Here is a 21,020-nt window from a genome sequence, read left to right as displayed (position 1 = left end):
GTGTACAACGCCCCGTCTTGACGGGGCGTTGTCGTTTCTGGGGAGCTGTAAACCGGGATGTGGTGGTCAGGGTGTTACGCTTATGCACATCATGGGAAACATTCCTAACAAGTCTGAGCTACAACTGAGTCGTGCTCGTGTCAATCAGCAACTTGTTGATTTTCATGGATTTTATATGCTGTATAAAAAATATCCGATCTAACTCGAGGCCCCGTGGCACGGGGCTTTGATAAGCTTGTCGAAAGACTTTGCACAGATTTATCCACAGCTTCGGTGGATAAGCGAGGTGAGCCCTGATACTGCCTGGCTTGCCGAGGAGGCCGAATGAAAACTCCCTGGAAATTGACGCGTTACCTGCCGCTGGCTGCCCGCTTTCTGCGTGAAGGCCGGTTACCGGAGTTGCTCCGCGATCTGGCAGACAAGCGCACACCGCAAGGACAACGCTTCGCCGCCCTCAAAGAGGACCTGCAACTGCTGCGTGCACTCAGCCTGGCCTGGTTCAAGGGTGAGTACCGGCAGATCAGCAGTCAGGCTCTGTTGATGGTGGTGGCTGCTCTACTGTACTTCATCACTCCGTTCGATGCCATTCCCGACTGGCTGGTCGGGGTCGGTTTCGTCGATGACCTGGCCGTGCTGGCCTGGGTGATGCGCACCTGGCATGGCGAGCTCGAAGCGTTCAAGGCGTGGCGCGACAGGCAGAGTCCGGAGCGCCTGGCGCTGATCGAGCAGTTACCGGCTGCGGAGCGGGTCGATCCGCTGCATTCCTGATGATTCGTTCGGCCATTGCGGGGCCTGCCGGCTGAGTCACTGAGTCTTTCGGGCCATGCGTCCGGCGGGCTGCCGACTCACTCGGTCATGGCGAGTACCGCATCTTGCTACCTTGGCAGCATGGATCACGCCCCGGCGGCAGACGCCTGTTAAGATGGCCGCTTGCAAGGAAGGGGTCGAGGCTGTCGGCCCTGCTTTCCAACGGAGAGACTCATGAGTGTGCAAATCATTGCCCGTGACGGCGAGCCGGAATACGCCGTGCTGCCCTGGGCCGATTATCAGGCCTTGTTGCAAGCCGCAGGTTGCCAGGAGGTTGCCGCGACCGTTGCGCCATCGCCAACGCCTTCAGCCAATCGCGCACCTCTGGCGCAATTGCAAACGTTACGCGAAGCCAAGGGCCTGAGCGCGGAAGCGCTGGCTCGCAGCGTCGGCATCAGCCCTCACTATCTAGCCATGATCGAAAGTGGCGAACGTCAACCTGACGCTGCGATTCTGCGTTCGCTGGCCTGGGAACTGGGGCTGGAGGGCTGGTCTTGAGCGTGCGTATCAGTCGCCAACACTGGCAGGCATTGCTGACCGAGCTGGACGACGCCCGTCGTCAGCGCCACCTGCTCACCTACCGGGCGCTGATCGAACGTCTCGATCTACCGACGCCAGCCATGCAGACCCTGACCGCTGCACTGGAGCACTTGGCTGCGCTGGATGCACGCGCCGAACGACCGTTGCGCAGCTCACTGGTGATCAGCCAGGGCGCCAGCCGGCTGCCGCGTACCGGATTCTTCGACTGCGTGACACGTCTGGGACGTTTCAGCGGCGCCTCCGATGGGGTGGCAGCCGCCTCCTGGCACGCTGCCGAGGTGGTCAGGGTGTTCGAGTTCGACTACCCCGCCGATGTCTAGGTGGCTCTGGCAATTACGCGCGCAACTGGGCTACTGGTTGGCCCGGCGTCTGTTTCACTGGCCGGCGGCGTTGCGTCAGCCGCGTCTGTGGCAATGGATGCAGGGCCAGTACGGGCGCATGGCCAATCTCGGTGACACCGCTGCGCAGAGTTTCTACGGGCATATCCTGCTGTTTCGCGGCCAGGGTCTTGGCGCGCGCGAGGAGGGGCTGAGGTTGCTGCGTTTGGCCGCTAATGGCGGTGACGGCAAGGCCGCCTATCAGTTAGGTGTGCAGGCGTTACAGGGCGACACACTGCAGGCGCCGGATGTCACGCAAGCAGTGCGTTGGTGGGAGATGGCCTTGGCTGCCGGTCATCCTCTGGCTGCCAACCGCCTGAGCCTGCTCTACCGCGACGGTGCGCCGGGACTTGAGCCGGACCCGCAAGCAGCCGAGCGCTATGCCGCCATGACCAACCAGGGGCTTCCCTCAGGCCGCTGAGCCTTCGAGGATATGCAGGCTGTACCCAGGCACGGCCTTGGCCTGGCGCTTGGCTTCGGAAGCCAGTTCGGCCAGACGCGAGGCATCGAGCTGCGCGCAGTCTTCCGTTCTCACGTGTACCACGCCGATCGACAGTGACAGCAGCGCGTATTCCTGGCGCTGGCCGTGGCGGTTATGGGCGATAAAGCAGCCGGCCTGCAGATGCTCGTCACGGTAGAAGCGTCGGCACTGATTCTGGAAGTCTTCGATCAGTTTGCCGAGCTTTTCGCGCCAGTCGGGGGAGCCAAGCACCAGCATGAAGTCGTCGCCGCCGATATGCCCGACGAAATCGCGCGCAGGGTCGACTCGCTCGTTCAGGCATTGCGCCAGGCACAGCAACACCTCGTCGCCCTTGGCGTAGCCGTAGAGATCGTTGAAGGGTTTGAAGCTGTCGAGATCCACGTAGCACACCGCAGCTTCGCGCTGCTGTTGCAGCAGGCGACTCAGGCATTGCTGGATCGGCACGTTGCCTGGCAGCAGGGTCAGCGGGTTGGCGTGACGCGCCTGCTGCAGCTTTTGCTCGGTGATCAGTTTGAGTACGTCGATAACCCTGCCCAGGCCCAGATAGCGGCCGTTCTGGATGATGATGAAGTCTTCCTCGATACGCTGGCGTGCACGGCTGGTGAGCAGGCGGCTGACCTTCTGCAGCGATTGCGTCAGCTCGACGGCGAGAAAGTCCTGGCTCATCAGGCGGCTGATGGGTTTGCGTGCGAACAGGTCGGTGGCGAAGGGCTTGAGCAGCGCCTCGGACAGCGAGTGGCGGTGGACGATACCCACCGGCTGACGCTGCGCATCCAGTACCGCCAGGGAGTTGAGGTTGGCTTGGGCACGGAAGACATCTAATACCTCGGCGATGGCTGTGTGCTGGTCGACTGCGGGTTGGTCGTTGAGCAGGGCACTGAGGTCATGGCTGTCTTCACCGAGGCTGGCTTGATTGCTTTGCACCTGGGGCAGCAGTTGGCGAGCATCGCGTGGCGGTTTTTCCTGCGGCCTGCTGAGCAGGTAGCCCTGCACCAGGTCGACCCCCATTTCCGCCAGTACGGCCAGTTCTTCGGGCAGCTCGATCCCTTCGGCAATCACCTGGGCCCGCGACGCTTCGGCCATTTTCAGGATCGAGCCGACGAACTCGCGTTTCACTGCATCCTGATGAATGCCATCGATGAAATGGCGGTCGATCTTCACGTACTCCGGGCGCAGTTCCGACCACAGGCGCAGGCTGGAGTATCCAGCGCCCAGATCGTCCAGCGCGATGGAAAAGCCCATGGCGCGGTAGTGATGCAGGGCGTTGTCGAGCAGGGCGAAGTCTTCGGTGGGCGACTGTTCGGTGAGTTCGATCACCACCTGGCTGGGCGGGATGCCGAAAGCCTGCAGCAATTTCAAGGTGCGCCCTGGTTGGTGGCTGGGGTCGAGCAGCGACTCCGGCGAGACGTTGAGAAACAGCTTGCCGTCCAGGCCCTGTGCGCTGAAGCCTCTGCAGGCACTCTTGCGGCAAGCCATTTCCAGCTCGCTCAGGCGCCCTGCGTGACGGGCGACAGCGAACAGCGTCAATGGCGAGTGCAGTGGACTGTTGGAAGGGCCACGGGTCAGTGCCTCATAGCCGAGGATGCGCTGTTCGGACAGCGAGACGATAGGCTGGAACAGGCTACTGAGGTCGCCGTGAGCGAGGATGTTGCCCAGCGCGCTCAACTGCTCGGTGACGGTCATGGTGTTCTCGATCTGTAGAAAAACGAAGGGCCGGCTTATGGCCGGCCCTTCATTTCACGACAGTTCGATGACGATATGATGACGCTCGATGAGTCGTCTCAATGCAGCGCCAACGAGGGGTTCAGACCCAGGTAGTCGAGCAGGATGCGCCCGCTTTCCGCTAGGTAGGCGTCGTCTTCCGGCGTGCTCTTCTCATCGGCGACTGGCAGTGCATCTTCGTCTTCCTTGGCCAGTTCCTTGAGTGGCTCTTCACCCTTGGCCTGGCGTCGGTTGTTCTCCAGCGCCAGTTGCTTGGCTTCGACTTCGGCCTGGCGCGCACGGCGGGCTTGCTCGTTGAGGCTGACGGTGGTTTCTGCCATCAGTTTCTTGGCCAGGGTAAGGCGATCGCGGGTGAAGACGAAGTCCGGGTCCTTGATGGTGCGCTGATCGTGACGGGCTTTCAGCTCGGTCAGGAAGGGCTTGATCGGGTCCAGTTCGGGGGTGATCGCCGGACGGATGCTGTCCCAGGGCAGTGCAGCGGGCAGGGCACTTTCGCCGATGTCCTTGGTGTCCATGACGTCCGGATAGAGGATGTCGGGGATCACGCCCTGATGCTGGGTGCTCTGGCCGGACACGCGATAGAACTTGGCCAGGGTCAGTTTCAGTTCGCCATGGTTGAGCGGCTGGATGGTCTGCACCGTGCCCTTGCCGAAGGTCTGGCCGCCGAGAATCAGCGCGCGGTGGTAGTCCTGCATGGCGCCGGCGAAGATTTCCGAGGCCGATGCGGACAGGCGGTTGACCAGCACGGCCAGCGGGCCGGTGTAGTAGATGCCCTTGTTCTCGTCAGCGAGCACGTCGACGCGGCCGTCGGCATTGCGCACCAGTACTGTGGGGCCTTGCTCGATGAACAGGCTGGTCAGCTCGGTGGCTTCCTGCAGCGAGCCACCGCCGTTGTTGCGCAGGTCGATGACCACGCCGTCGACCTTCTCGGCCTGCAACTCATCGAGCAGGCGTTTGACGTCACGGGTGGTGCTCTTGTAATTCGGGTCGCCAGCGCGGAAGGCCTTGAAGTCGAGGTAGAAGGCCGGCAGTTCGATGACGCCGAGCTTGTAGTCACGACCATCATGCTTGAGTTCCAGAACCTTCTTCTTGGCAGCTTGCTCTTCCAGCTTGACTGCTTCGCGGGTGATGGTGACCACCTTGCTGGTCTGGTCGCTGGGCGGATTGCTGGCCGGAATCACTTCCAGGCGCACGGTGGAACCTTTCGGGCCGCGAATCAACTTGACCACTTCGTCCAGGCGCCAACCGATCACGTCGACCATATCGTCGTTGCCCTGGGCAACGCCGACGATCTTGTCGGCTGGAGCGATCTGCTTGCTCTTCTCGGCCGGGCCGGCAGGCACCAGGCGCACTACTTTGACATGCTCGTTATCGCTTTGCAGGACGGCGCCGATGCCTTCGAGCGACAGGCTCATGTTGATGTCGAAGTTTTCTGCGTTATCCGGCGACAGATAAGTGGTGTGCGGGTCGTAGGTAGTGGCGAAGGCATTGATGTAAGCCTGGAACACGTCCTCGCCACGGGTCTGCTTGAGGCGCGCCAACTGATTCTTGTAGCGCTTGGTCAGCAGTTCCTGGATGTCCTTGGTTTCCTTGCCAGCGATCTTCAGGCGCAGCACTTCGTCCTTGACGCGTTTGCGCCAAAGCTCGTCGAGTTCAGCGCGATCTTTGGCCCAGGGGGCTTTCTCGCGATCGACCTGCAACTGCTCGTCGACAGTGAAGTCGATCTTGTCGACGCCCTTGCCGAGTTCCGCCAGCGCGTAGTTCAGGCGCTCTTCCATGCGGGTCAGGTGGCGGCGATAGATGGTGAAGCCCGGCTCGAGGTCGCCGCTCTTGAGCAAGTCATCGAATTTGGTGCGCCACTGGTTGAATTCGCTGATATCAGCAGCGGTGAAATAGCTGCGGGACGGATCGAGCAACTTCAGGTAGTTGTCATAGATCTGAATCGAACGCTCGTCATTGAGCGGCGGCTTGTTGTAGTGGTGGCGCTTGAGCAGTTCCACTACGTTGAGGCTGGCAATCACCTGGTCGCGGTCCGGCTGCAGGTAGTCCCAACTGGTCGCTGTGGTGGTCTTGGCCGCCAGCGGCAGGGCACTGAAGCCGAGGACGAGGGCGAGGGCGGTGCTTGCTAGAGATCGCTTCATGCTGATTCGACGTAGTGGCAGGTGATAACGCATATTAGGCCGTATCTGAGGGCGCCAGGTTCCGTTGGCGCTAGACAAAAGCCCAGCGGTCAGCGCTGGGCTCGGTTCACTTGCACTATGGAGGCAGCATGAAGGCATTGCAAGGCGTCGAAGGGCGTGCACAGTGGCTGGAACAACCGGCGCAGACCTGTGATGCAGGACAGATTCGCGTGAAGGTGGCCGCCGCTGGGCTCAATCGGGCTGATCTGTTGCAACGCGCCGGGCTCTATCCGCCGCCTCCAGGCGCGAGCCAGGCGCTCGGGTTGGAATGTTCGGGTGTGGTTGTCGAGGTCGGTGCCGGCAGCGCCTGGCAGGTGGGTGATCGGGTCTGCTGTCTGCTCGCTGGCGGTGGTATGGCCGAGGAGGTGGTGCTCGATGCACGCCACGCCATGCCGGTGCCCGAGGTGCTGAGCCTGGTCGAGGCCGCTGTGGTGCCGGAGGTTTACGCCACGGCCTGGCTTAACCTGTTCCAGCTCGGCGCCCTGCGCCCGGGTGAGAAAGTCCTGCTGCATGCTGGCGCCAGCGGTGTCGGCTCGGCAGCGATCCAGCTGTGCAAGGCATTCGGCAGCCCGTGCTGGGTCAGCGTTGGCTCGCCAGAACGGCTGGCCTATTGCGAGGCGCTCGGTGCTCAGGGCGGTGCTCTGCGTGGAGAGGATCTGCACGCGCTGCGCGACTTCGGGCCGTTCGATGTGATTCTCGATCCGGTCGGCGGGCAGTATGCGGCGCTCAATCTGGCCTTGTTGGCGCTGGACGGACGCTGGATCAACATTGGCCTGATGGGCGGGCGCGAGGCCTCTCTGGACCTGGCCCAGGTGCTGGGCAAGCGCATTCAGCTGACTGGTTCGACCTTGCGCAATCGCGACGATCAGTTCAAGGCTGACCTCTTGCGCGATCTGCAGCAACAGGTCTGGCCGTTGTTCGCGGAAGGGCGTCTGAAGCCGCAACTTGAGCGCAGTTTTGCCATCGAAGACAGTGAAACAGCATTCCAGACACTCGCCGGTAACCAGGTCGCGGGTAAACTGGCGCTGCTGATTGACCCCAGCCTGGCCTGAGCCAGTGCTGCAGCCCGCGCCTGGCGTGGGCTGTGCTATCGATTGGTGCATTCAATCGATATCATGCCCGTAATCAATAAGCTTTTTTCCGTTAGGTGGCTAATATAGCGACCGTAGATTTCAACCCTCACAGAAACCTCAGAAGGAGTCAGAGATGTCCCTCATCAATACTCAAGTTCAGCCGTTCAAGGTCAATGCTTTCCACAACGGTGAGTTCATCGAAGTCACCGAGCAGAGCCTGCAGGGCAAGTGGTCCGTGCTGATTTTCATGCCGGCTGCCTTCACCTTCAACTGCCCGACCGAAATCGAAGACGCTGCCAACAACTACGCCGAGTTCCAGAAGGCTGGTGCCGAGGTCTACATCGTGACCACCGACACTCACTTCTCGCACAAGGTCTGGCACGAAACTTCGCCGGCCGTTGGCAAGGCTCAGTTCCCGCTGATCGGTGACCCGACCCACCAGCTGACCAACGCTTTTGGCGTGCACATCCCGGAAGAAGGCCTGGCTCTGCGTGGCACCTTCATCATCAACCCGGAAGGTCAGATCAAGACTCTGGAAATCCACTCCAACGAGATCGCTCGTGACGTTTCCGAGACCCTGCGCAAGCTGAAGGCTGCTCAGTACACCGCCGCCAACCCGGGTCAGGTTTGCCCGGCCAAGTGGAAGGAAGGCGAGAAGACTCTGGCTCCTTCGCTGGACCTGGTTGGCAAGATCTAAATTTGCCGACTTCCTTTCCGGCCTGTCTCAGGTTGGAAAGGACCAACTCTGCGCTGTTTGGGCCATTTACCGGCCCTTGTGGTGCCCGATGCCCGGGCGCGATCCGTCCGGGCATTTTATTGCCCGAATTTTCATATTTGAGGAATTTCCGCCATGTTGGACGCCAATCTTAAAGCCCAGTTGAAGGCCTACCTGGAAAAGGTCACCCAGCCGTTCGAGATCGTCGCGTCCCTCGATGACGGCGAAAAATCCCAGGAACTGCTTGGGCTGCTGCAAGACATCGTCGGCCTGACCGACAAGATCACTCTGAAGACCGACGGCAACGATGCCCGCCGTCCGTCCTTCGCCCTGAATCGTCCGGGCGAAGACACCGGCGTTGCCTTCGCCGGTATCCCCATGGGCCACGAGTTCACCTCGTTGGTGCTGGCACTGCTGCAGGTGGGCGGCCATCCTTCCAAGCTGGATGCCGACACCATCGCGCAGATCAAGAGCATCGAAGGCAAGTTCGAGTTCGAGACCTATTTCTCACTCTCTTGCCAGAACTGCCCGGACGTGGTTCAGGCGCTGAACCTGATGGCCGTGCTCAACCCCAATATCCGCAACGTCTCCATCGACGGTGCGCTGTTCCAGGAAGAAGTCGAGCGTCGCCAGGTCATGGCCGTGCCGAGCATCTACCTGAACGGTGAGGTCTTCGCTTCCGGTCGCATGGACGTGAAGGAAATCCTCGCCAAGATCGACACCGGTGCCGCCAATCGCGATGCCGAGAAAATGAGTGCCAAGGAAGCCTTCGACGTGCTGGTGGTCGGCGGTGGCCCGGCTGGCGCCGCAGCGGCCATCTACGCTGCGCGCAAGGGCATCCGCACCGCTATCGCTGCCGAGCGCTTCGGCGGTCAGGTGCTGGACACCATGGCCATCGAGAACTTCATCTCCGTCAAGGAAACCGAAGGCCCGAAACTGGTGCGCGCCCTGGAAGAGCACGTCAAGGAATACGAAGTCGACGTGATGAACCTGCAGCGCGCTTCGGCTCTGGTGCCGGCCAGCAGCGAAGGCGGCCTGCACGAAGTGAAGTTCGAGAACGGCGCTTCGCTCAAGGCCAAGACCGTGATTCTCTCCACTGGCGCACGCTGGCGTGAGATGGGCGTGCCTGGTGAGCAGGAATACAAGGCCAAGGGCGTGTGCTTCTGCCCGCACTGCGACGGCCCGCTGTTCAAGGGCAAGCGTGTAGCTGTGATCGGCGGCGGTAACTCCGGGGTCGAAGCGGCCATCGACCTGGCTGGCATCGTCGCCCATGTGACCCTGCTGGAATTCGCCGACACCCTGCGTGCCGACGCCGTACTGCAGAAAAAACTCAACAGCCTGCCGAACGTGACCGTGATCAAGAGCGCGCAGACTACCGAGGTCAAGGGCGACGGCCAGAAGGTCAACGGCCTGGTGTACAAGGATCGCACCACCGAGGAGCTGCACACCGTCGAGCTGGAAGGCATCTTCGTGCAGATCGGCCTGCTTCCCAACAGCGACTGGCTCAAGGGTAGCGTGGAGCTCAACCGCTTCGGCGAGATCATCGTCGATGCCAAGGGCGCGACCAACATCCCTGGCGTGTTCGCTGCCGGTGACGTGACCACTGTGCCGTACAAGCAGATCGTTATCGCCATGGGCGAAGGTTCGAAGGCATCGCTGAGCGCCTTCGACCACCTGATCCGCCATAGCTGATCGGTTGCGATAGAAACGAAAAGGCCACCCCTCGGGGTGGCCTTTGCGTTTAAAGGCATCCGTAGGAGCGAGCTCTGCTCGCGAACATCGCAATCCAAGCGATTCGCGAGCAGAGCTCGCTCCCACAGTTACGCCCCATCCTTGGGGCGACGCGCTTAGCGCTTCAGGCCGCCCAGGGTCAGCGGCATCTGGCGGTTCACATCCTTGTACAGCAGGTAGCGGAAGCGGCTCGGGCCGCCGGCGTAGCAGGCCTGCGGGCAGAAGGCGCGCAGCCACATGAAGTCGCCAGCCTCGACCTCGACCCAGTCCTGGTTCAGGCGATACACCGCCTTGCCTTCCAGCACGTACAGGCCGTGTTCCATGACGTGGGTTTCGGCGAACGGAATCACGCCGCCTGGCTCGAAGTTGACGATGTTGACGTGCATGTCATGGCGCATGTCGCTGATCTCGACGAAGCGCGTGGTGCTCCAGCGGCCTTCGGTGCCGGGCATGACGATCGGCTCGATGTCCTGCTCGTGGGTGACGAAGGCTTCCGGATACGGCACGCCTTCGACCGGTTGGTAAGCCTTGCGCAGCCAGTGGAAGCGCACGGCTTCGCTGCCGTTGTTGCGCAGCGACCAATCGCTTTCTGGCGGGATGAAGGCGTAGCTGCCGGGACGCAGGGCGTGCTGGGTGCCGTTGAGGCTCAGGTCGCAGGTGCCTTCGACGACGAAGATCACGCCTTCGGCGGTCGGGTCCAGCTCAGGCTTGTCGCTGCCGCCGTTCGGGCCGACTTCGACGATGTATTGCGAGAAGGTCTCGGCGAAGCCGGTCAGCGGGCGAGCGATGACCCACATGCGCATGTTGTCCCAGAACGGCAGGTGGCTGGTGACGATGTCACGCATCACGCCTTTGGGGATCACGGCATAGGCTTCGGTGAACATGGCGCGGTCGGTCAGCAGTTGATCCTGACCTGGGTGACCGCCATGCGGTGCGTAGTAGTAGGGCGATTTGCTCATCGAGAGATTGCCTCGGCGGGTGAAGGGCGCGGGGTTCGATCCCCGAGCGGAAAATTGGCTCCCATGCACTATAGGAATTCGCGGCTGGATTCGGAAATTAAATAGTAGAATGCCTGTCAGTGGGTTTCATGATGGGTGGCGCTATGCTCGATCCGGTGTTGCTACGCAGTTTTCTGACCGTTGTGCAGACCGGTGGCTTCACCCGTGCGGCTGCCAGCCTGCACTTGACCCAGTCCACGGTCAGCCAGCAGGTGCGGCGCCTGGAGGAGCAGCTCGGTGCTGAGCTGCTCGACCGCAGTGGCCGCTACGTGGTGACCACCACCGAGGGTGAACGCCTGCTGGGTTACGCCAACCGCATCGTCGCACTGATGGACGAAGCCATGTTGGCGCTGGGGCAGAGCGCGGTGGAAGGCGAGGTGCGCCTCGGCGTGCCGGACGATTTCGCCGCCAATAGCCTGACCCCTTATCTGGCCGATTTCGCCGACGCGCATCCGGGCATTCGCCTGGAGATCACCAGCGGCCTCAGTCATGACGTCTGGCGCGCGTTCAATGCCGGCGAACTGGACCTGGCGTTGATCAAGCAGCGCGCCGGCAGTGCCAAGGGCCTGGCCAGTTGGGCCGAGCCGGTGGCCTGGCTCGACAGCCGTGCGCGACCAGTGCTGGCGCGCAACCCGGTGCCACTGGCGGTGTTTCCCCCCAACGGCCTGTATCGCCTGGAGATGACTCACGCGCTGGATGCCATGGGCAAGCCCTGGCGTATCGCCTATGTCAGCAGCAGTTTACCCGGCGTCAGCGCCGCGGCCGAAGGTGGCCTGGGCCTGACTCTGTTGCCGCGCCGGTTGATCACCGCTGCGCACCGCGAACTGGGTGAGGCCGAAGGCTTCGCCCCGGTGGCGCCGGTGGAAGTGGCCTTGCATGCGCGCAACCAGTTGCCCGGCTATGCGCGGGAACTGGCGGCGGCGTTGATCGAGGCCTGCGAAGGGATCATGAGCCAATAGGGCGTCACGGGGCCGGGTAGGGTGCGCCATGCGCACCTTTAAACCAGAGCGCTCCGTTTTATTTGCCCTGCACGTTAGAGATGGCTCCTGCAGACGGCCTAGCGGCCCGTATCAGCGCCAACTGAGAATCGGCCAGCCAGCCTGCTCGGCATGGGTGCGCAGAGTCGGGTCGGGATTGACGGTGAAGGGCTTGTCGACCACCTGCAGCAGCGGCAGGTCGTTGCGCGAGTCGGAGTAGAAACTGGCGCCGACGAGGCTTTCGTTCTGCTCGGCGAGCCAGGCATGCAGACGTGTCACCTTGCCTTCGCGATAGGTCAGTACGCCTTCGGTGCGACCGCTATAGAAGCCATGCTGCAGCTCCAAATCGATGGCCAGCACCTCGTCGATGCCGAAGCGTTCGGCGATGGCGCTGACCAGAAAATGCGCCGAGGCGGAGATCACCAGCAAGCGGGCGCCGGCGGCGCGGTGCGTGGCCAGGGTGCGGCTGGCGTCGCTGTAGAAGATCGGCTCGATCACGTCCTCGACGAAGGGCTCGACCACATGCGCGACCTCCTCGGGCGTGCGGCCAACCAGCGGCGACAGGGTGAAGGCCATGTAGTCCTCCATGGCCAGGGTGCCGGCGGCGTACTGACGCATCAGTTCCTGTTCGTGGGCCAGGAAGGAGTCGCCATCGGCCCAGCCGATCTTGACCATTTCCTGTGTCCACAGGCTGGCGCAGTCGCCATGAATCAGGGTTTCGTCGAGGTCGAAAATCGCCAGGGCCATCACGCCACCTCCCGGATCGCATCGGCACCAATGGCCAGGCTGACGCTCTGGCCATTGTGGTGCAGGTCGGCGGCGGAGCGATTGAGCACGTCCACCAGTAGTTGCACACCGCGGGCCTCGACCCGGTAGCGCACGACGTTACCCAGCAGGCTGTGGCTGACAATGGTGCCTTCGATTCCCACCACGCCGATCTGGATCGCCTCTGGGCGAATCGCTACACGGCTGTTGACCGGGCGCAGCAGCAGGCGGCTGGCGGCATCGGCCTCGAGCAGGTTGTAGTTGCCGATGAACCCCGCGGCGAAGGCATCCACCGGCGCGGTGTAGAGAGTTTCGGCATCACCGCTCTGGACGATCTGGCCGGCATTCATCAGGAAAATACGATCACTCATGGTCAGCGCTTCTTCCTGATCGTGAGTGACGAAGATGGTGGTCAGGTTCAGTTCCTGCTGGATGGCGCGGATCTGTTCGCGCAGGTGTTTGCGGATACGCGCATCGAGGGCCGACAACGGCTCGTCGAGCAGCAGCAGGCGCGGGCGGGTGACCAGTGAACGGGCCAGGGCCACGCGCTGGCATTGGCCGCCGGAGAGCTGGTGCGGATAGCGCGCGGAAAAGTCGCCCAGCTCGACCATCTCTAGAGCCTCACGCACGCGCTGCTCGCTTTCGTCTCTGGCCACTTTCTGCATGCGCAGGCCGAAGGCGACGTTCTGCGCCACGCTCATGTTGGGGAACAGCGCATAGCTCTGGAACACCATGCCGATACCGCGTTTTTGCGGCGGCAGCGGCACCAGGTCTTCGCCACCGAGATTGATCTGCCCGCCGTCGACGTCGGTCAGCCCGGCGATGCAACGCAGCAGGGTGGACTTGCCGCAGCCGGAGGGGCCGAGCAAGGTGACGAACTCGCCCTGGCCGATCTCGCAGTTGATGTCGCTGAAGATACGGGTGTCGCCGTAGCTTTTATGCAGGTTATGGATGCTCAGCAAGCTCATGCCTTGTCCCTGTTCAAACGGTTGGCCGCCCAGGTGAATACCAGGACGAAGAAGAAGTAGGAAATCACCAGCGCACTGTTGAAGTGGCCGCTGCTGTTGCGCATGTTGTTCAGGTACACCTGCAGGGTTTCATAGCGGGTGCCCACCAGCATGTTGGCGAAGACGAACTCGCCGAACAGGAAGCTGAAGGAGAGGAACAACGACACCATCAGACCCTTGCGCAGGTTCGGCAGCACCACCAGGAAGGCCGCCTTCCAGGTACTGGCGCCGAGCAGATGAGCGGCATCCATCAGGTCGCGCAGGTTGATCGCCTCCAGGTTGTTGGCGATGGCGCGGTACATGAACGGCAGGGCAATGGTGAAGTAGCAGCCAAGCAGAATCCACGGCGTGCCGGTCATCGCCAGTGGCCCGGAGCCGTAGAGCTGCAGCAGGCCCACCGAGGACACCACCGGCGGCACGGCGAACGGCAGCAGGATCAGCACGTTCATCAGCGTGTCGAGCTTGGGGAAGTGGTAATGCACCACGAACATCAGCGGCAGGATCAACACCACCGATAACGCCAGGGCGCCGAAGCACACCAACAGCGATTGGCCGAAGGCGCGCAGGAAGCGCTCATCACTCCACAGTGCGGCGTACCACTTCAGCGTCAGGCCGTCCGGCAGGATGGTCGCCGACCAACTGGTGGATAGCGAGTAGAGCAGGGTACCGGCCAGCGGCAGCAGCAGGATGAGGAACAGCAGCCAGACCACGATGCGGTGATAGAGGCTGGCGGTGGGGGCATCAGCGCGTGACATGCTGGCTCCTTTTCAGCAGCAACTGGTGGACGGCGGTGATCAGTACCATCAGCCCGACCAGGATCATCGACAGGGCGCTGGCCAGGTTCGGGTCCAGCGAGATGTCGCCGGAGACCATCGCCGCGATGCGGATCGGCAGCACGTTGAAGTTGCCGGTGGTCAGGTAATACACCGTGGCGTAGGCGCCCAGGGCATTGGCCAGGAGGATGACGAAGGTGCCGAGCAGCGCCGGGGTCAGCACCGGCAGGCCGATGTGGCGCCAGAAGTCCCAGGTGCCGGCACCGAGCAAGGCGGCGGACTCGCGCCAGTCCTGGCGCAGGGCGTCGAAGGCCGGGTAGAGCAGCAGCACGCCGAGCGGGATCTGGAAGTAGGTGTAGAGCACGATCAGGCCATTCTTCGAGTAGAGGTTGAAGCCCTCGATCAGGCCAAGCTGGATCAGCAGCAGGGTCAGCGCGCCGTTGAAGCCGAGCAGGATGATGAAGGCGAAGGCCAGCGGCACCCCGGCGAAGTTGCTGGTCATGTTGGAGAAGGCGATGACGAAGTCGCGCAGTTTCGAGTCCACCTGGCGCAGCGAGTAGCTACCGAGGATGGCGATGGCCATGCCAAACAGGCTCGACCAGAAGGCGATTTCCAGGCTGTGCTTGATCGCCTGCATATAGAACCTGGAGGCGAAGATCTTCTCGAAATTGCCCAGGCCCCAGCCAGCGGGGCTGTTCAGACTGTTGACCGCCACCCACACCAGTGGCGCCACCTGGAACACCACGAAGAACAGGGTGAAGGGCAGCAGGCACAATAGCGGCAGCCAGCGACGCAGGGAGGGTGGCGCGCTCATTTCAGCAACTCCGCGCAGTAGGGTTTGTCGTGCGGGACACCGAGCAACTGGCAGATGGTGCCGCACAACTCGAGCTGGCGTGGGCGCGCATTGGCATCGAGGCTGAAGGCGTCGCCGATGACGAACAGTGGCACCTGGCGCTCTTCTGGCAGCAGGCCGTTGTGCGAGCGGTCGACGTTCATGCCGTGGTCGGCGGTGACCAGTACCTGATAGCCGGCATCGACCCAGTTCTGCAGATGGTCCGCCAGCAGCACGTCGGCCATCCGTGCGGCGTTGCGGTACTGGGAACTGTCCAGGCCGTGCTTGTGGCCGGCGTCGTCGATGTTCATCGGGTGCACCAGCAGCAGGTCTGGCGTGTGCTGCAAACGCAGGCTCTCGGCGTCGACGAACAGGTGCGAGTCCGGGTAGTGGTCGGCGTAATAGAAGTGGCCATGCTGGATCGGCAGCGATTCATCGCAGGTATGCCGGTCGCGCACGGCGACGAAGGGCGAGCGGTTGTACAGCTCGCTGACCCAGTGGTAGGCCGCGGCGGCGGTGCTCAGACCGGCATCGCGGGCGTAATGAAAGAGGCTGCGTTCGCGCGACAGACGCGAAACATCGTTGTGCACGATGCCGCTGTCGATGGGGCGCACGCCAGTGAGGATGGCCTCGTAGAGCGGGCGCGACAGTGCCGGCAGCTCGCAGTCGAGGCGGTAGAAGGCCGCGCGGCCAGCGTCGCACCAGGCGTGCAGATGGCCCATGGCGTGTTGCGCCACCGAGTGGCTAAGGCCGTCGAGCACGACGAGGATGACCTTGGAAGGCATGGGGAATCCTGAAAAACGATGGAAGCGTTTCGCGGCTGAAGCGGAATGCCGCCCAGCCGCTCCGACAGGTATTGGCTGCGGGAGCAGCTTGTGGGAGAGGCTTCAGCCGCGACTGTCGCCGCTGAAGCGCCTACCACCGAGCCCGGGTTATTCCATATTGATGATCACGTTCTCTTGCCACATCTGTGGCAGTGCCTTGGAGGTGGCCTCCCAGGCAGCCGCGTCGGCGATTGGCTTGACCTTGGCGTACTGCTCGTTGGGCAGCAGCTTGGCCTGCACCTCGGCCGGCAGGGTCAGGTGCTCGGCGCGGATCGGTCGGGCATTGCCTTTGGCCAGGTTGATCTGGCCAGCGTCGGAGAGGATGTACTCACGCGCCAGTTTGGCCGCGTTGGGGTTCTTGGCGTACTTGTTGATGATGGTGGTGTAGCCAGAGATCACCGAACCATCGGACGGGATCAGCACCTCGAAGCGGTTGGGGTCGATCTGGTCGCGGTACGACAGGCCGTTGAAGTCCCAGACGATACCGACTTCCACTTCACCCTTTTCCAGGGTCTGGATGGTCGGGTTGGACAGCGACAGGCGACCCTGCTCGGCGATGGTGGCGAAGAAGTCCAGGCCGGGTTGGATGTTCTTCTCGTCACCGCCATTGGCGATGGCGGCAGCCAGCACGCCGTTCACTGCCTGGGCTGCAGCGCTGACGTCACCGATGGCGACGCGGTACTTGCCGTTCTTCAGGTCGGCCCAGGATTTCGGTACATCCTTGACCAGTTGCTTGTTGACGATGAAGGCGATGGAGCCGGTGTAGGCCAGCATCCAGTGACCATCGGCGTCCTTGGCCCAGCTCGGGATCTGCTCCCAGGTGCTCGGCTTGTACGGCTGGGTCACGCCCTGCTGCACGGCGATGGGACCAAAGGCGGCGCCGACGTCACCGATATCGGCGGTGGCGTTGTCCTTCTCGGCGGCGAACTTGGCTATCTCCTGTGCCGAGCTCATGTCGGTGTCGGAGTGCTTGAGGCCGTACTTGCTATTCAGGTCGCTCCAGGTGTCCTTCCAATTGGCCCAGCTATCGGGCATCCCCACGCTATTCACCACGCCTTCGGCGCGTGCAGCCTGTTCCAGTGCCTGCAAGTCGGTGCCTTCGGCCATGGCGGAAGTCGCCAGAGCGATGGCCGAACCCATCAGTGAAGCCAGCAGCAGTTGTTTCATTGGAAACTCCTTCGCAGTGAGAGTGTTGGTCTAGATCAGCAATACCCGAGCCAATCTAAGCGCCTTCAATGACAGTTTTATGTCCAGCCATGGTGAGGCAGATGTCTAGGTGTAAGCGGCTGGCGCGCTTCACAAGCGTAGACCATGGATAAGTAGCTGATTTCGCGGGCTGCAAAGGGGGCTGGCAGTGGCATGCGGCGTGCTTGCAGCAAGGTTGTCATCTATCAGTCATCTAGACTGCCTAGGCTTGTAACCCATCTGAGCGAGCGATTTTTGCCCTGTGATGGGGCTGGACTAGTCCAAAAGGGGAAGTTTTGATGCGCGAAGAAGCGCCACGGGCCGTCACCATCATCTGCCGCGCGTTACAGGAGCAGATCGACCAAGGCCTGTTGCCCTCTGGCAGCAAGTTGCCGGCCGAGCGCAAGCTCAGTGAGTTGTTCGATACCACGCGCATTACCCTGCGCGAGGCGCTCGGCCAGTTGGAGGCGCAGGGGCTGGTCTATCGCGAGGAGCGCCGTGGCTGGTTCGTTTCACCTACGCGGGTGGCCTACAACCCCCTGGTGCGTACCCACTTTCATGCCATGGTCGCCGAGCAGGGGCGAGTGCCGGCTACCGACGTTCTGAGTGCGCGCTTGATGCCGGCCCCCGCGCAGATCTGCCAGGTGCTGGAGTTGCCGGCGTTGTCGAGCGTCTATCAGGTGTGCCGCGCGCGGCGTATCGATGGGCGTCTGGTGCTGTATGTCGAGCACTATCTGAATCCGGCCTATTTTCCCGGCATTCTCGAGTTCGACCTGACGCGTTCGCTGACCGACCTCTATGCCAGCGAGTACGGCATTCACTATGGCCGCGTGCGTTTCGACATGGTGCCCACCGCGCTACATGCCGAGGCCGCTGCCAGCCTCAAGGTGGCGCCGGGCAGTCCGGCGCTGCGCATCACCCGGGTCAACCGCGACCAGCACGGGCGCATCATCGATTGCGACCTGGAGTTCTGGCGCCACGACGCTATTCACGTCAGCGTCGAAGTCCCCGAGTAGGGTGAGGCTGGCTTCGATTCGCCCCTGCGCAGGGTGCAGTTCGGAGTCTGATGCGCGCGGCGGCCCCTACCATTCGTCGGCCTCTACGATATTTTTCCGGCCAATGTCGAAACGCGCTCGCTGCGTTCGACTATCCAGTATCCACCGCCAAGGAACTGGAGCGCGCCATGAAATACCTCTGCCTCGTTTACGCCAACGAACAGGAGCTGCACAGCTCCCCCGACAGCCCGCATGACAGCGAGTGTCACGCCTACGCCCAGCGTGTGCAGGAAAGCGGGCGCATGCTTGCCGCCGAGGCGTTGCAGTCGGTGCAGAGCGCCACCACGGTGCGCATGCGTGGCGGCAAGCTGGCCATCACCGATGGCCCTTTCGCCGAAACCAAGGAGCAGCTCGCCGGCTTCTATCTGATCGAGGCACGGGATCTCAACGAGGCCATTCAATTGGCCGGAGATATTCCCGCCGCCCGTGTCGGCTGCGTGGAAGTGCGGCCGGTTCGCCAACTGGATGTCGACCTGGCTGCTGGCCATTGAGTCATCCAATCCACGCAAGAAGGAGAATCGAGATGAGTCAGCATAAACTGCAAGATGCACTGAACAGTTGGACCGACGCCTGCCGCAGCAAGGATGTGGCGTGCATCATGGGTCACTACGTGGAAGGCGTGGTCGCCTACGATGCCGTGGGGCCGCTGCGCTTCCAGGGGCGCCCGGCATACCAGGCGCATTGGCAGGCCTGCATGGAGATGTGCAGCGGCGAAGGGCGTTTCGAACCGCACGAGCCGACGTTCACCGCCGACGGCGATCTTGGCGTCACTCATTACCTGCTGCACTGCGGCGGCACCAATGACAAGGGCGAGCTGGAAACCTGCTGGATGCGTGTGACTCAGTGCCTGCGTCGTCAAGGCGGCCGCTGGCTGATCTTTCACGAGCACTTCTCCGCGCCTTGCGATATGGAAAGCGGCAAGGCGCTGTTCGACCTGCAGCCCTGATAACCCGTTCAAAGCCTGCTGCGCGTTGGCCATGCTGCGTTGTAACAGGGCTCGCGCGCGAGTTGGCTCTGCGGCAGCGTTACTGACGACCCAGCGCCGTGCAGGAGAGCTCGTAGTTTTGCTGGCAGGCACTCTGGTACAGGCGCTGGGCCTGGTCGGGGTCACGTGCTACGCCGCCTTCACCGCGTCGATAAAGGTTGCCCAGCACATGCTGCGCCATCGGGTTGCCTGCAGCGGCTGACTGGTTGAGGTACTTGAGCATGTCGCGCTGGTTGGCGAACTCCGGTGCGTCACGCCCGGTATAGAGGTAGGCAAGACTGACCGCAGCCATGGAGTGACCCTTGTCTGCGGCCTGTTTCCACCAGTGCTCGGCTTGCTTGATGTTCTTTTCCGGCTGGCCGACGAAGTAGCTGCTGCCGAGCTGGAACTGGCTTTCCAGATCACCGCGTTGGGCTTGCTGGCGCAACTGGTCTTGTTCGGTCTGGGTGATGGGCCGGTCGACCTGCGGCTGTTCTTCCGGCGCGCTGGAGTCGGGTTCACGCCCAGCGCAGCCCGCCAGTAGCGCGAGGGCGAGCAGGGCGGTGGTGGCGTGACGCAGGTTGATCGGGCTGGGCATGGCAGAAACTCCGTAGGCGAGAAACAGGGCAAGTCGCTATTAGGCTGACCCTGGCCACCATAGTTCGCTGTCGTTGATCAGTCTGTCGCGGTGCGACTTCACACTCGCGCCATGAGCTGCAATCCTGAGCGCTGATTTCGCTTACGAGGCAGTCATGAAAATCAGTGCGGATTTCGACAGTGGCAACATCCAGGTCATCGACGCCAGTGACCCGCAGCGCGTCTTGCTGGCCATACGCCCGGACCTCAACAGCCACCATTTCCAGTGGTTTCACTTTCAGGTCGACGGCCTCCAGCTGGGGCAACGCCACGGCTTCAGCCTGACCAATGCCGGGCAGTCGGCCTATAACCGCGCCTGGGACGGTTACCAGGCCGTGGCCAGTTACGACCAGCAGGACTGGTTTCGCGTGCCGACCCGTTACCAGGACGGTCAGTTGCACTTCGAGTTGCAGGCCGAGCATGAGCGCGTCTGGTTCGCTTATTTCGAGCCCTACCCGCGAGCGCGGCATGAACGTTTGATTGCCAACGCGCTGGAGCGCGGTGCTGAATTGGTGGCCAGCGGCAGAAGCCTGGAAGGCCGTGATATCCAGTTGCTACGTATCGGTGGCCAGACGGGCGCGCCGCGCAAACTGTGGATCATCGCCCAACAACATCCGGGCGAGCACATGGCCGAATGGTTCATGGAAGGGCTGATCGAGCGCCTGCAGAATCCGCAGGATGCCGAGGTTGTCGCCTTGCTGCGCGAGGCCGAGTTCTATCTGGTGCCGAACATGAACCCGGACGGCGCCTATCGCGGTCACCTGCGCACCAATTATGCCGGGCAGGACCCCAATCGTGCCTGGCAGTCGGCCAGCTCCGAGCGCAGTCCCGAGGTGCTGTTCGTGCTGCAGCATATGCAGCGTATTGGCGTCGACCTGTTCCTCGATATTCATGGCGACGAGGAAATTCCTCATGTGTTCACCGCCGGTTGCGAGGGCAATCCGGGCTACACCCCACGGCTGGCAGCGTTGGAAGAAGACTTCCGCAGTCGTCTGGTTGCTATCGGCGCCGAGTTCCAGACCCGCTTCGGTTATCCGCGTGATGAACCGGGCCAGGCCAACCTGACCCTGGCCTGCAACGCCGTTGGCCAGGCCTTCGATTGTCTGTCGTTCACCATCGAGATGCCGTTCAAGGACCATGACGATAGTCCGCAGCCACGCACCGGCTGGAACGGCGCGCGCTCGCAGAAGCTGGGACAGGATGTGTTGAGCGTGCTGGCGCAGATGGCTGCGACCCTGAGGTAGGGTGCGCTGTGAGCACCGCTTCTTCAAGCAACAAGCCGGTGCGCACGGCGCACCCTACAGCCATTCAGTGGCGTAGGTCCCAGCCCGAGAGGGGCCTGGGAGACAGGCAAAAAAAAGCCCGTCACGAGGACGGG

General features: G+C 62.4%; 22 protein-coding genes. 12 read left to right on the top strand and 10 right to left on the bottom strand.

Features of this window, described 5'->3' with window-relative positions; all coding sequences use genetic code 11:
* Positions 1 to 324: 324 nt before the first annotated feature.
* The 4 genes from EGJ86_RS02625 (at position 325) to EGJ86_RS02610 (ending at position 2,145) form a co-directional block, all read left to right on the top strand.
* A complete protein-coding gene (locus tag EGJ86_RS02625) occupies positions 325 to 768 on the top strand; it encodes a YkvA family protein (RefSeq protein WP_099522171.1) in 444 nt (147 codons plus the stop codon).
* Positions 769 to 981: 213 nt separating this feature from the next.
* On the top strand, positions 982 to 1,305 hold the full coding sequence (locus tag EGJ86_RS02620) for a helix-turn-helix transcriptional regulator (protein ID WP_106733054.1): 324 nt from the start codon (positions 982 to 984) through the stop codon (positions 1,303 to 1,305).
* Positions 1,302 to 1,667: a hypothetical protein gene (locus tag EGJ86_RS02615; RefSeq protein ID WP_099522169.1), complete on the top strand. Its 366-nt coding sequence runs from the start codon at positions 1,302 to 1,304 to the stop codon at positions 1,665 to 1,667. The genes EGJ86_RS02620 and EGJ86_RS02615 overlap by 4 nt, the downstream gene beginning before the upstream one ends.
* On the top strand, positions 1,660 to 2,145 hold the full coding sequence (locus EGJ86_RS02610) for a tetratricopeptide repeat protein (RefSeq protein WP_125833940.1): 486 nt from the start codon (positions 1,660 to 1,662) through the stop codon (positions 2,143 to 2,145). The genes EGJ86_RS02615 and EGJ86_RS02610 overlap by 8 nt, the downstream gene beginning before the upstream one ends.
* Here EGJ86_RS02610 and EGJ86_RS02605 read toward each other — a convergent pair.
* Complete coding sequence (locus EGJ86_RS02605; RefSeq protein WP_125833938.1) at positions 2,134 to 3,888, bottom strand: bifunctional diguanylate cyclase/phosphodiesterase; 1,755 nt, start codon at positions 3,886 to 3,888, stop codon at positions 2,134 to 2,136. The two genes, EGJ86_RS02610 and EGJ86_RS02605, sit on opposite strands and share 12 nt — an antisense overlap.
* A gap of 98 nt (positions 3,889 to 3,986) precedes the next feature.
* The gene (locus EGJ86_RS02600) at positions 3,987 to 6,068 is read right to left on the bottom strand and encodes a carboxy terminal-processing peptidase (protein WP_177432747.1); all 2,082 of its coding nucleotides are present in this window, start codon (positions 6,066 to 6,068) and stop codon (positions 3,987 to 3,989) included.
* Positions 6,069 to 6,196: 128 nt separating this feature from the next.
* Between EGJ86_RS02600 and EGJ86_RS02595 the strand changes: the two genes are divergently transcribed.
* The 3 genes from EGJ86_RS02595 (at position 6,197) to ahpF (ending at position 9,587) form a co-directional block, all read left to right on the top strand.
* Positions 6,197 to 7,159 (top strand): zinc-binding dehydrogenase, encoded by a 963-nt coding sequence (locus EGJ86_RS02595; RefSeq protein WP_125833934.1) that lies wholly within the window; start codon positions 6,197 to 6,199, stop codon positions 7,157 to 7,159.
* Between the two features lie 154 nt (positions 7,160 to 7,313).
* Positions 7,314 to 7,877 (top strand): alkyl hydroperoxide reductase subunit C, encoded by a 564-nt coding sequence (ahpC, locus tag EGJ86_RS02590; RefSeq protein WP_013714489.1) that lies wholly within the window; start codon positions 7,314 to 7,316, stop codon positions 7,875 to 7,877.
* Positions 7,878 to 8,030: 153 nt separating this feature from the next.
* Complete coding sequence (ahpF, locus tag EGJ86_RS02585) at positions 8,031 to 9,587, top strand: alkyl hydroperoxide reductase subunit F (protein WP_125833932.1); 1,557 nt, start codon at positions 8,031 to 8,033, stop codon at positions 9,585 to 9,587.
* 155 nt (positions 9,588 to 9,742) lie between these two features.
* Here ahpF and EGJ86_RS02580 read toward each other — a convergent pair whose 3' ends face one another.
* Positions 9,743 to 10,585: a bifunctional allantoicase/(S)-ureidoglycine aminohydrolase gene (locus tag EGJ86_RS02580; RefSeq protein WP_099522162.1), complete on the bottom strand. Its 843-nt coding sequence runs from the start codon at positions 10,583 to 10,585 to the stop codon at positions 9,743 to 9,745.
* 143 nt (positions 10,586 to 10,728) lie between these two features.
* Between EGJ86_RS02580 and EGJ86_RS02575 the strand changes: the two genes are divergently transcribed.
* Positions 10,729 to 11,583, top strand: a complete 855-nt coding sequence (locus EGJ86_RS02575; RefSeq protein ID WP_099522951.1) for a LysR substrate-binding domain-containing protein — start codon at positions 10,729 to 10,731, stop codon at positions 11,581 to 11,583.
* A gap of 111 nt (positions 11,584 to 11,694) precedes the next feature.
* Here the strand turns inward: EGJ86_RS02575 and EGJ86_RS02570 are convergent, their stop codons facing one another.
* From EGJ86_RS02570 to EGJ86_RS02545, 6 genes are all read right to left on the bottom strand, one after another.
* Positions 11,695 to 12,348 carry an HAD family phosphatase gene (locus EGJ86_RS02570; RefSeq protein WP_125833930.1) on the bottom strand — a complete coding sequence of 218 codons (654 nt, stop codon included), beginning with the start codon at positions 12,346 to 12,348 and terminating at the stop codon, positions 11,695 to 11,697.
* On the bottom strand, positions 12,348 to 13,334 hold the full coding sequence (locus tag EGJ86_RS02565) for an ABC transporter ATP-binding protein (RefSeq protein WP_125833929.1): 987 nt from the start codon (positions 13,332 to 13,334) through the stop codon (positions 12,348 to 12,350). The genes EGJ86_RS02570 and EGJ86_RS02565 overlap by 1 nt, the downstream gene beginning before the upstream one ends.
* Positions 13,331 to 14,128: an ABC transporter permease gene (locus EGJ86_RS02560; protein WP_125833927.1), complete on the bottom strand. Its 798-nt coding sequence runs from the start codon at positions 14,126 to 14,128 to the stop codon at positions 13,331 to 13,333. Before EGJ86_RS02560 ends, EGJ86_RS02565 begins: the two co-directional genes overlap by 4 nt.
* On the bottom strand, positions 14,115 to 14,960 hold the full coding sequence (locus EGJ86_RS02555) for an ABC transporter permease subunit (RefSeq protein WP_125833925.1): 846 nt from the start codon (positions 14,958 to 14,960) through the stop codon (positions 14,115 to 14,117). Before EGJ86_RS02555 ends, EGJ86_RS02560 begins: the two co-directional genes overlap by 14 nt.
* Positions 14,957 to 15,763, bottom strand: a complete 807-nt coding sequence (locus tag EGJ86_RS02550; protein WP_125833923.1) for an alkaline phosphatase family protein — start codon at positions 15,761 to 15,763, stop codon at positions 14,957 to 14,959. Before EGJ86_RS02550 ends, EGJ86_RS02555 begins: the two co-directional genes overlap by 4 nt.
* 147 nt (positions 15,764 to 15,910) lie before the next feature.
* The gene (locus EGJ86_RS02545; RefSeq protein ID WP_125833921.1) at positions 15,911 to 16,969 is read right to left on the bottom strand and encodes an ABC transporter substrate-binding protein; all 1,059 of its coding nucleotides are present in this window, start codon (positions 16,967 to 16,969) and stop codon (positions 15,911 to 15,913) included.
* A 317-nt stretch (positions 16,970 to 17,286) separates the two neighbouring features.
* On the opposite strand from EGJ86_RS02545, the gene EGJ86_RS02540 reads away from it, so the two are divergent.
* From EGJ86_RS02540 to EGJ86_RS02530, 3 genes are all read left to right on the top strand, one after another.
* The gene (locus EGJ86_RS02540; RefSeq protein WP_099522155.1) at positions 17,287 to 18,003 is read left to right on the top strand and encodes a UTRA domain-containing protein; all 717 of its coding nucleotides are present in this window, start codon (positions 17,287 to 17,289) and stop codon (positions 18,001 to 18,003) included.
* 167 nt (positions 18,004 to 18,170) lie between these two features.
* A complete protein-coding gene (locus tag EGJ86_RS02535; RefSeq protein WP_125833919.1) occupies positions 18,171 to 18,533 on the top strand; it encodes a YciI family protein in 363 nt (120 codons plus the stop codon).
* A gap of 32 nt (positions 18,534 to 18,565) precedes the next feature.
* On the top strand, positions 18,566 to 18,988 hold the full coding sequence (locus EGJ86_RS02530; RefSeq protein ID WP_125833917.1) for a nuclear transport factor 2 family protein: 423 nt from the start codon (positions 18,566 to 18,568) through the stop codon (positions 18,986 to 18,988).
* Positions 18,989 to 19,067: 79 nt separating this feature from the next.
* Here the strand turns inward: EGJ86_RS02530 and EGJ86_RS02525 are convergent, their stop codons facing one another.
* Positions 19,068 to 19,604, bottom strand: a complete 537-nt coding sequence (locus EGJ86_RS02525; RefSeq protein WP_125833915.1) for a tetratricopeptide repeat protein — start codon at positions 19,602 to 19,604, stop codon at positions 19,068 to 19,070.
* A gap of 154 nt (positions 19,605 to 19,758) precedes the next feature.
* On the opposite strand from EGJ86_RS02525, the gene EGJ86_RS02520 reads away from it, so the two are divergent.
* Positions 19,759 to 20,886, top strand: coding sequence for a M14-type cytosolic carboxypeptidase (locus tag EGJ86_RS02520; protein ID WP_125833913.1), 1,128 nt, complete (start codon positions 19,759 to 19,761; stop codon positions 20,884 to 20,886).
* Positions 20,887 to 21,020: the final 134 nt, after the last annotated feature.

Origin of the sequence: Pseudomonas sp. o96-267 (assembly GCF_003935465.1) — a bacterium.
GTDB lineage: Bacteria > Pseudomonadota > Gammaproteobacteria > Pseudomonadales > Pseudomonadaceae > Aquipseudomonas > Aquipseudomonas sediminis.
This window is presented reverse-complemented; position numbering and strand designations above follow the sequence as displayed.

Bases quoted from the DNA above. Each gene is read 5' to 3' on its own strand.
- EGJ86_RS02600 (WP_177432747.1), bottom strand. From the start codon at position 6,068: ATGAAGCGATCTCTAGCAAGCACCGCCCTCGCCCTCGTCCTCGGCTTC.
- EGJ86_RS02610 (WP_125833940.1), top strand. From the start codon at position 1,660: ATGTCTAGGTGGCTCTGGCAATTACGCGCGCAACTGGGCTACTGGTTG.
- EGJ86_RS02625 (WP_099522171.1), top strand. From the start codon at position 325: ATGAAAACTCCCTGGAAATTGACGCGTTACCTGCCGCTGGCTGCCCGC.
- EGJ86_RS02570 (WP_125833930.1), bottom strand. From the start codon at position 12,348: ATGGCCCTGGCGATTTTCGACCTCGACGAAACCCTGATTCATGGCGAC.
- EGJ86_RS02575 (WP_099522951.1), top strand. From the start codon at position 10,729: ATGCTCGATCCGGTGTTGCTACGCAGTTTTCTGACCGTTGTGCAGACC.
- ahpC (WP_013714489.1), top strand. From the start codon at position 7,314: ATGTCCCTCATCAATACTCAAGTTCAGCCGTTCAAGGTCAATGCTTTC.
- EGJ86_RS02525 (WP_125833915.1), bottom strand. From the start codon at position 19,604: ATGCCCAGCCCGATCAACCTGCGTCACGCCACCACCGCCCTGCTCGCC.
- EGJ86_RS02530 (WP_125833917.1), top strand. From the start codon at position 18,566: ATGAGTCAGCATAAACTGCAAGATGCACTGAACAGTTGGACCGACGCC.
- ahpF (WP_125833932.1), top strand. From the start codon at position 8,031: ATGTTGGACGCCAATCTTAAAGCCCAGTTGAAGGCCTACCTGGAAAAG.
- EGJ86_RS02560 (WP_125833927.1), bottom strand. From the start codon at position 14,128: ATGTCACGCGCTGATGCCCCCACCGCCAGCCTCTATCACCGCATCGTG.
- EGJ86_RS02545 (WP_125833921.1), bottom strand. From the start codon at position 16,969: ATGAAACAACTGCTGCTGGCTTCACTGATGGGTTCGGCCATCGCTCTG.
- EGJ86_RS02595 (WP_125833934.1), top strand. From the start codon at position 6,197: ATGAAGGCATTGCAAGGCGTCGAAGGGCGTGCACAGTGGCTGGAACAA.
- EGJ86_RS02580 (WP_099522162.1), bottom strand. From the start codon at position 10,585: ATGAGCAAATCGCCCTACTACTACGCACCGCATGGCGGTCACCCAGGT.
- EGJ86_RS02520 (WP_125833913.1), top strand. From the start codon at position 19,759: ATGAAAATCAGTGCGGATTTCGACAGTGGCAACATCCAGGTCATCGAC.
- EGJ86_RS02565 (WP_125833929.1), bottom strand. From the start codon at position 13,334: ATGAGCTTGCTGAGCATCCATAACCTGCATAAAAGCTACGGCGACACC.
- EGJ86_RS02605 (WP_125833938.1), bottom strand. From the start codon at position 3,888: ATGACCGTCACCGAGCAGTTGAGCGCGCTGGGCAACATCCTCGCTCAC.
- EGJ86_RS02540 (WP_099522155.1), top strand. From the start codon at position 17,287: ATGCGCGAAGAAGCGCCACGGGCCGTCACCATCATCTGCCGCGCGTTA.
- EGJ86_RS02535 (WP_125833919.1), top strand. From the start codon at position 18,171: ATGAAATACCTCTGCCTCGTTTACGCCAACGAACAGGAGCTGCACAGC.
- EGJ86_RS02550 (WP_125833923.1), bottom strand. From the start codon at position 15,763: ATGCCTTCCAAGGTCATCCTCGTCGTGCTCGACGGCCTTAGCCACTCG.
- EGJ86_RS02620 (WP_106733054.1), top strand. From the start codon at position 982: ATGAGTGTGCAAATCATTGCCCGTGACGGCGAGCCGGAATACGCCGTG.
- EGJ86_RS02555 (WP_125833925.1), bottom strand. From the start codon at position 14,960: ATGAGCGCGCCACCCTCCCTGCGTCGCTGGCTGCCGCTATTGTGCCTG.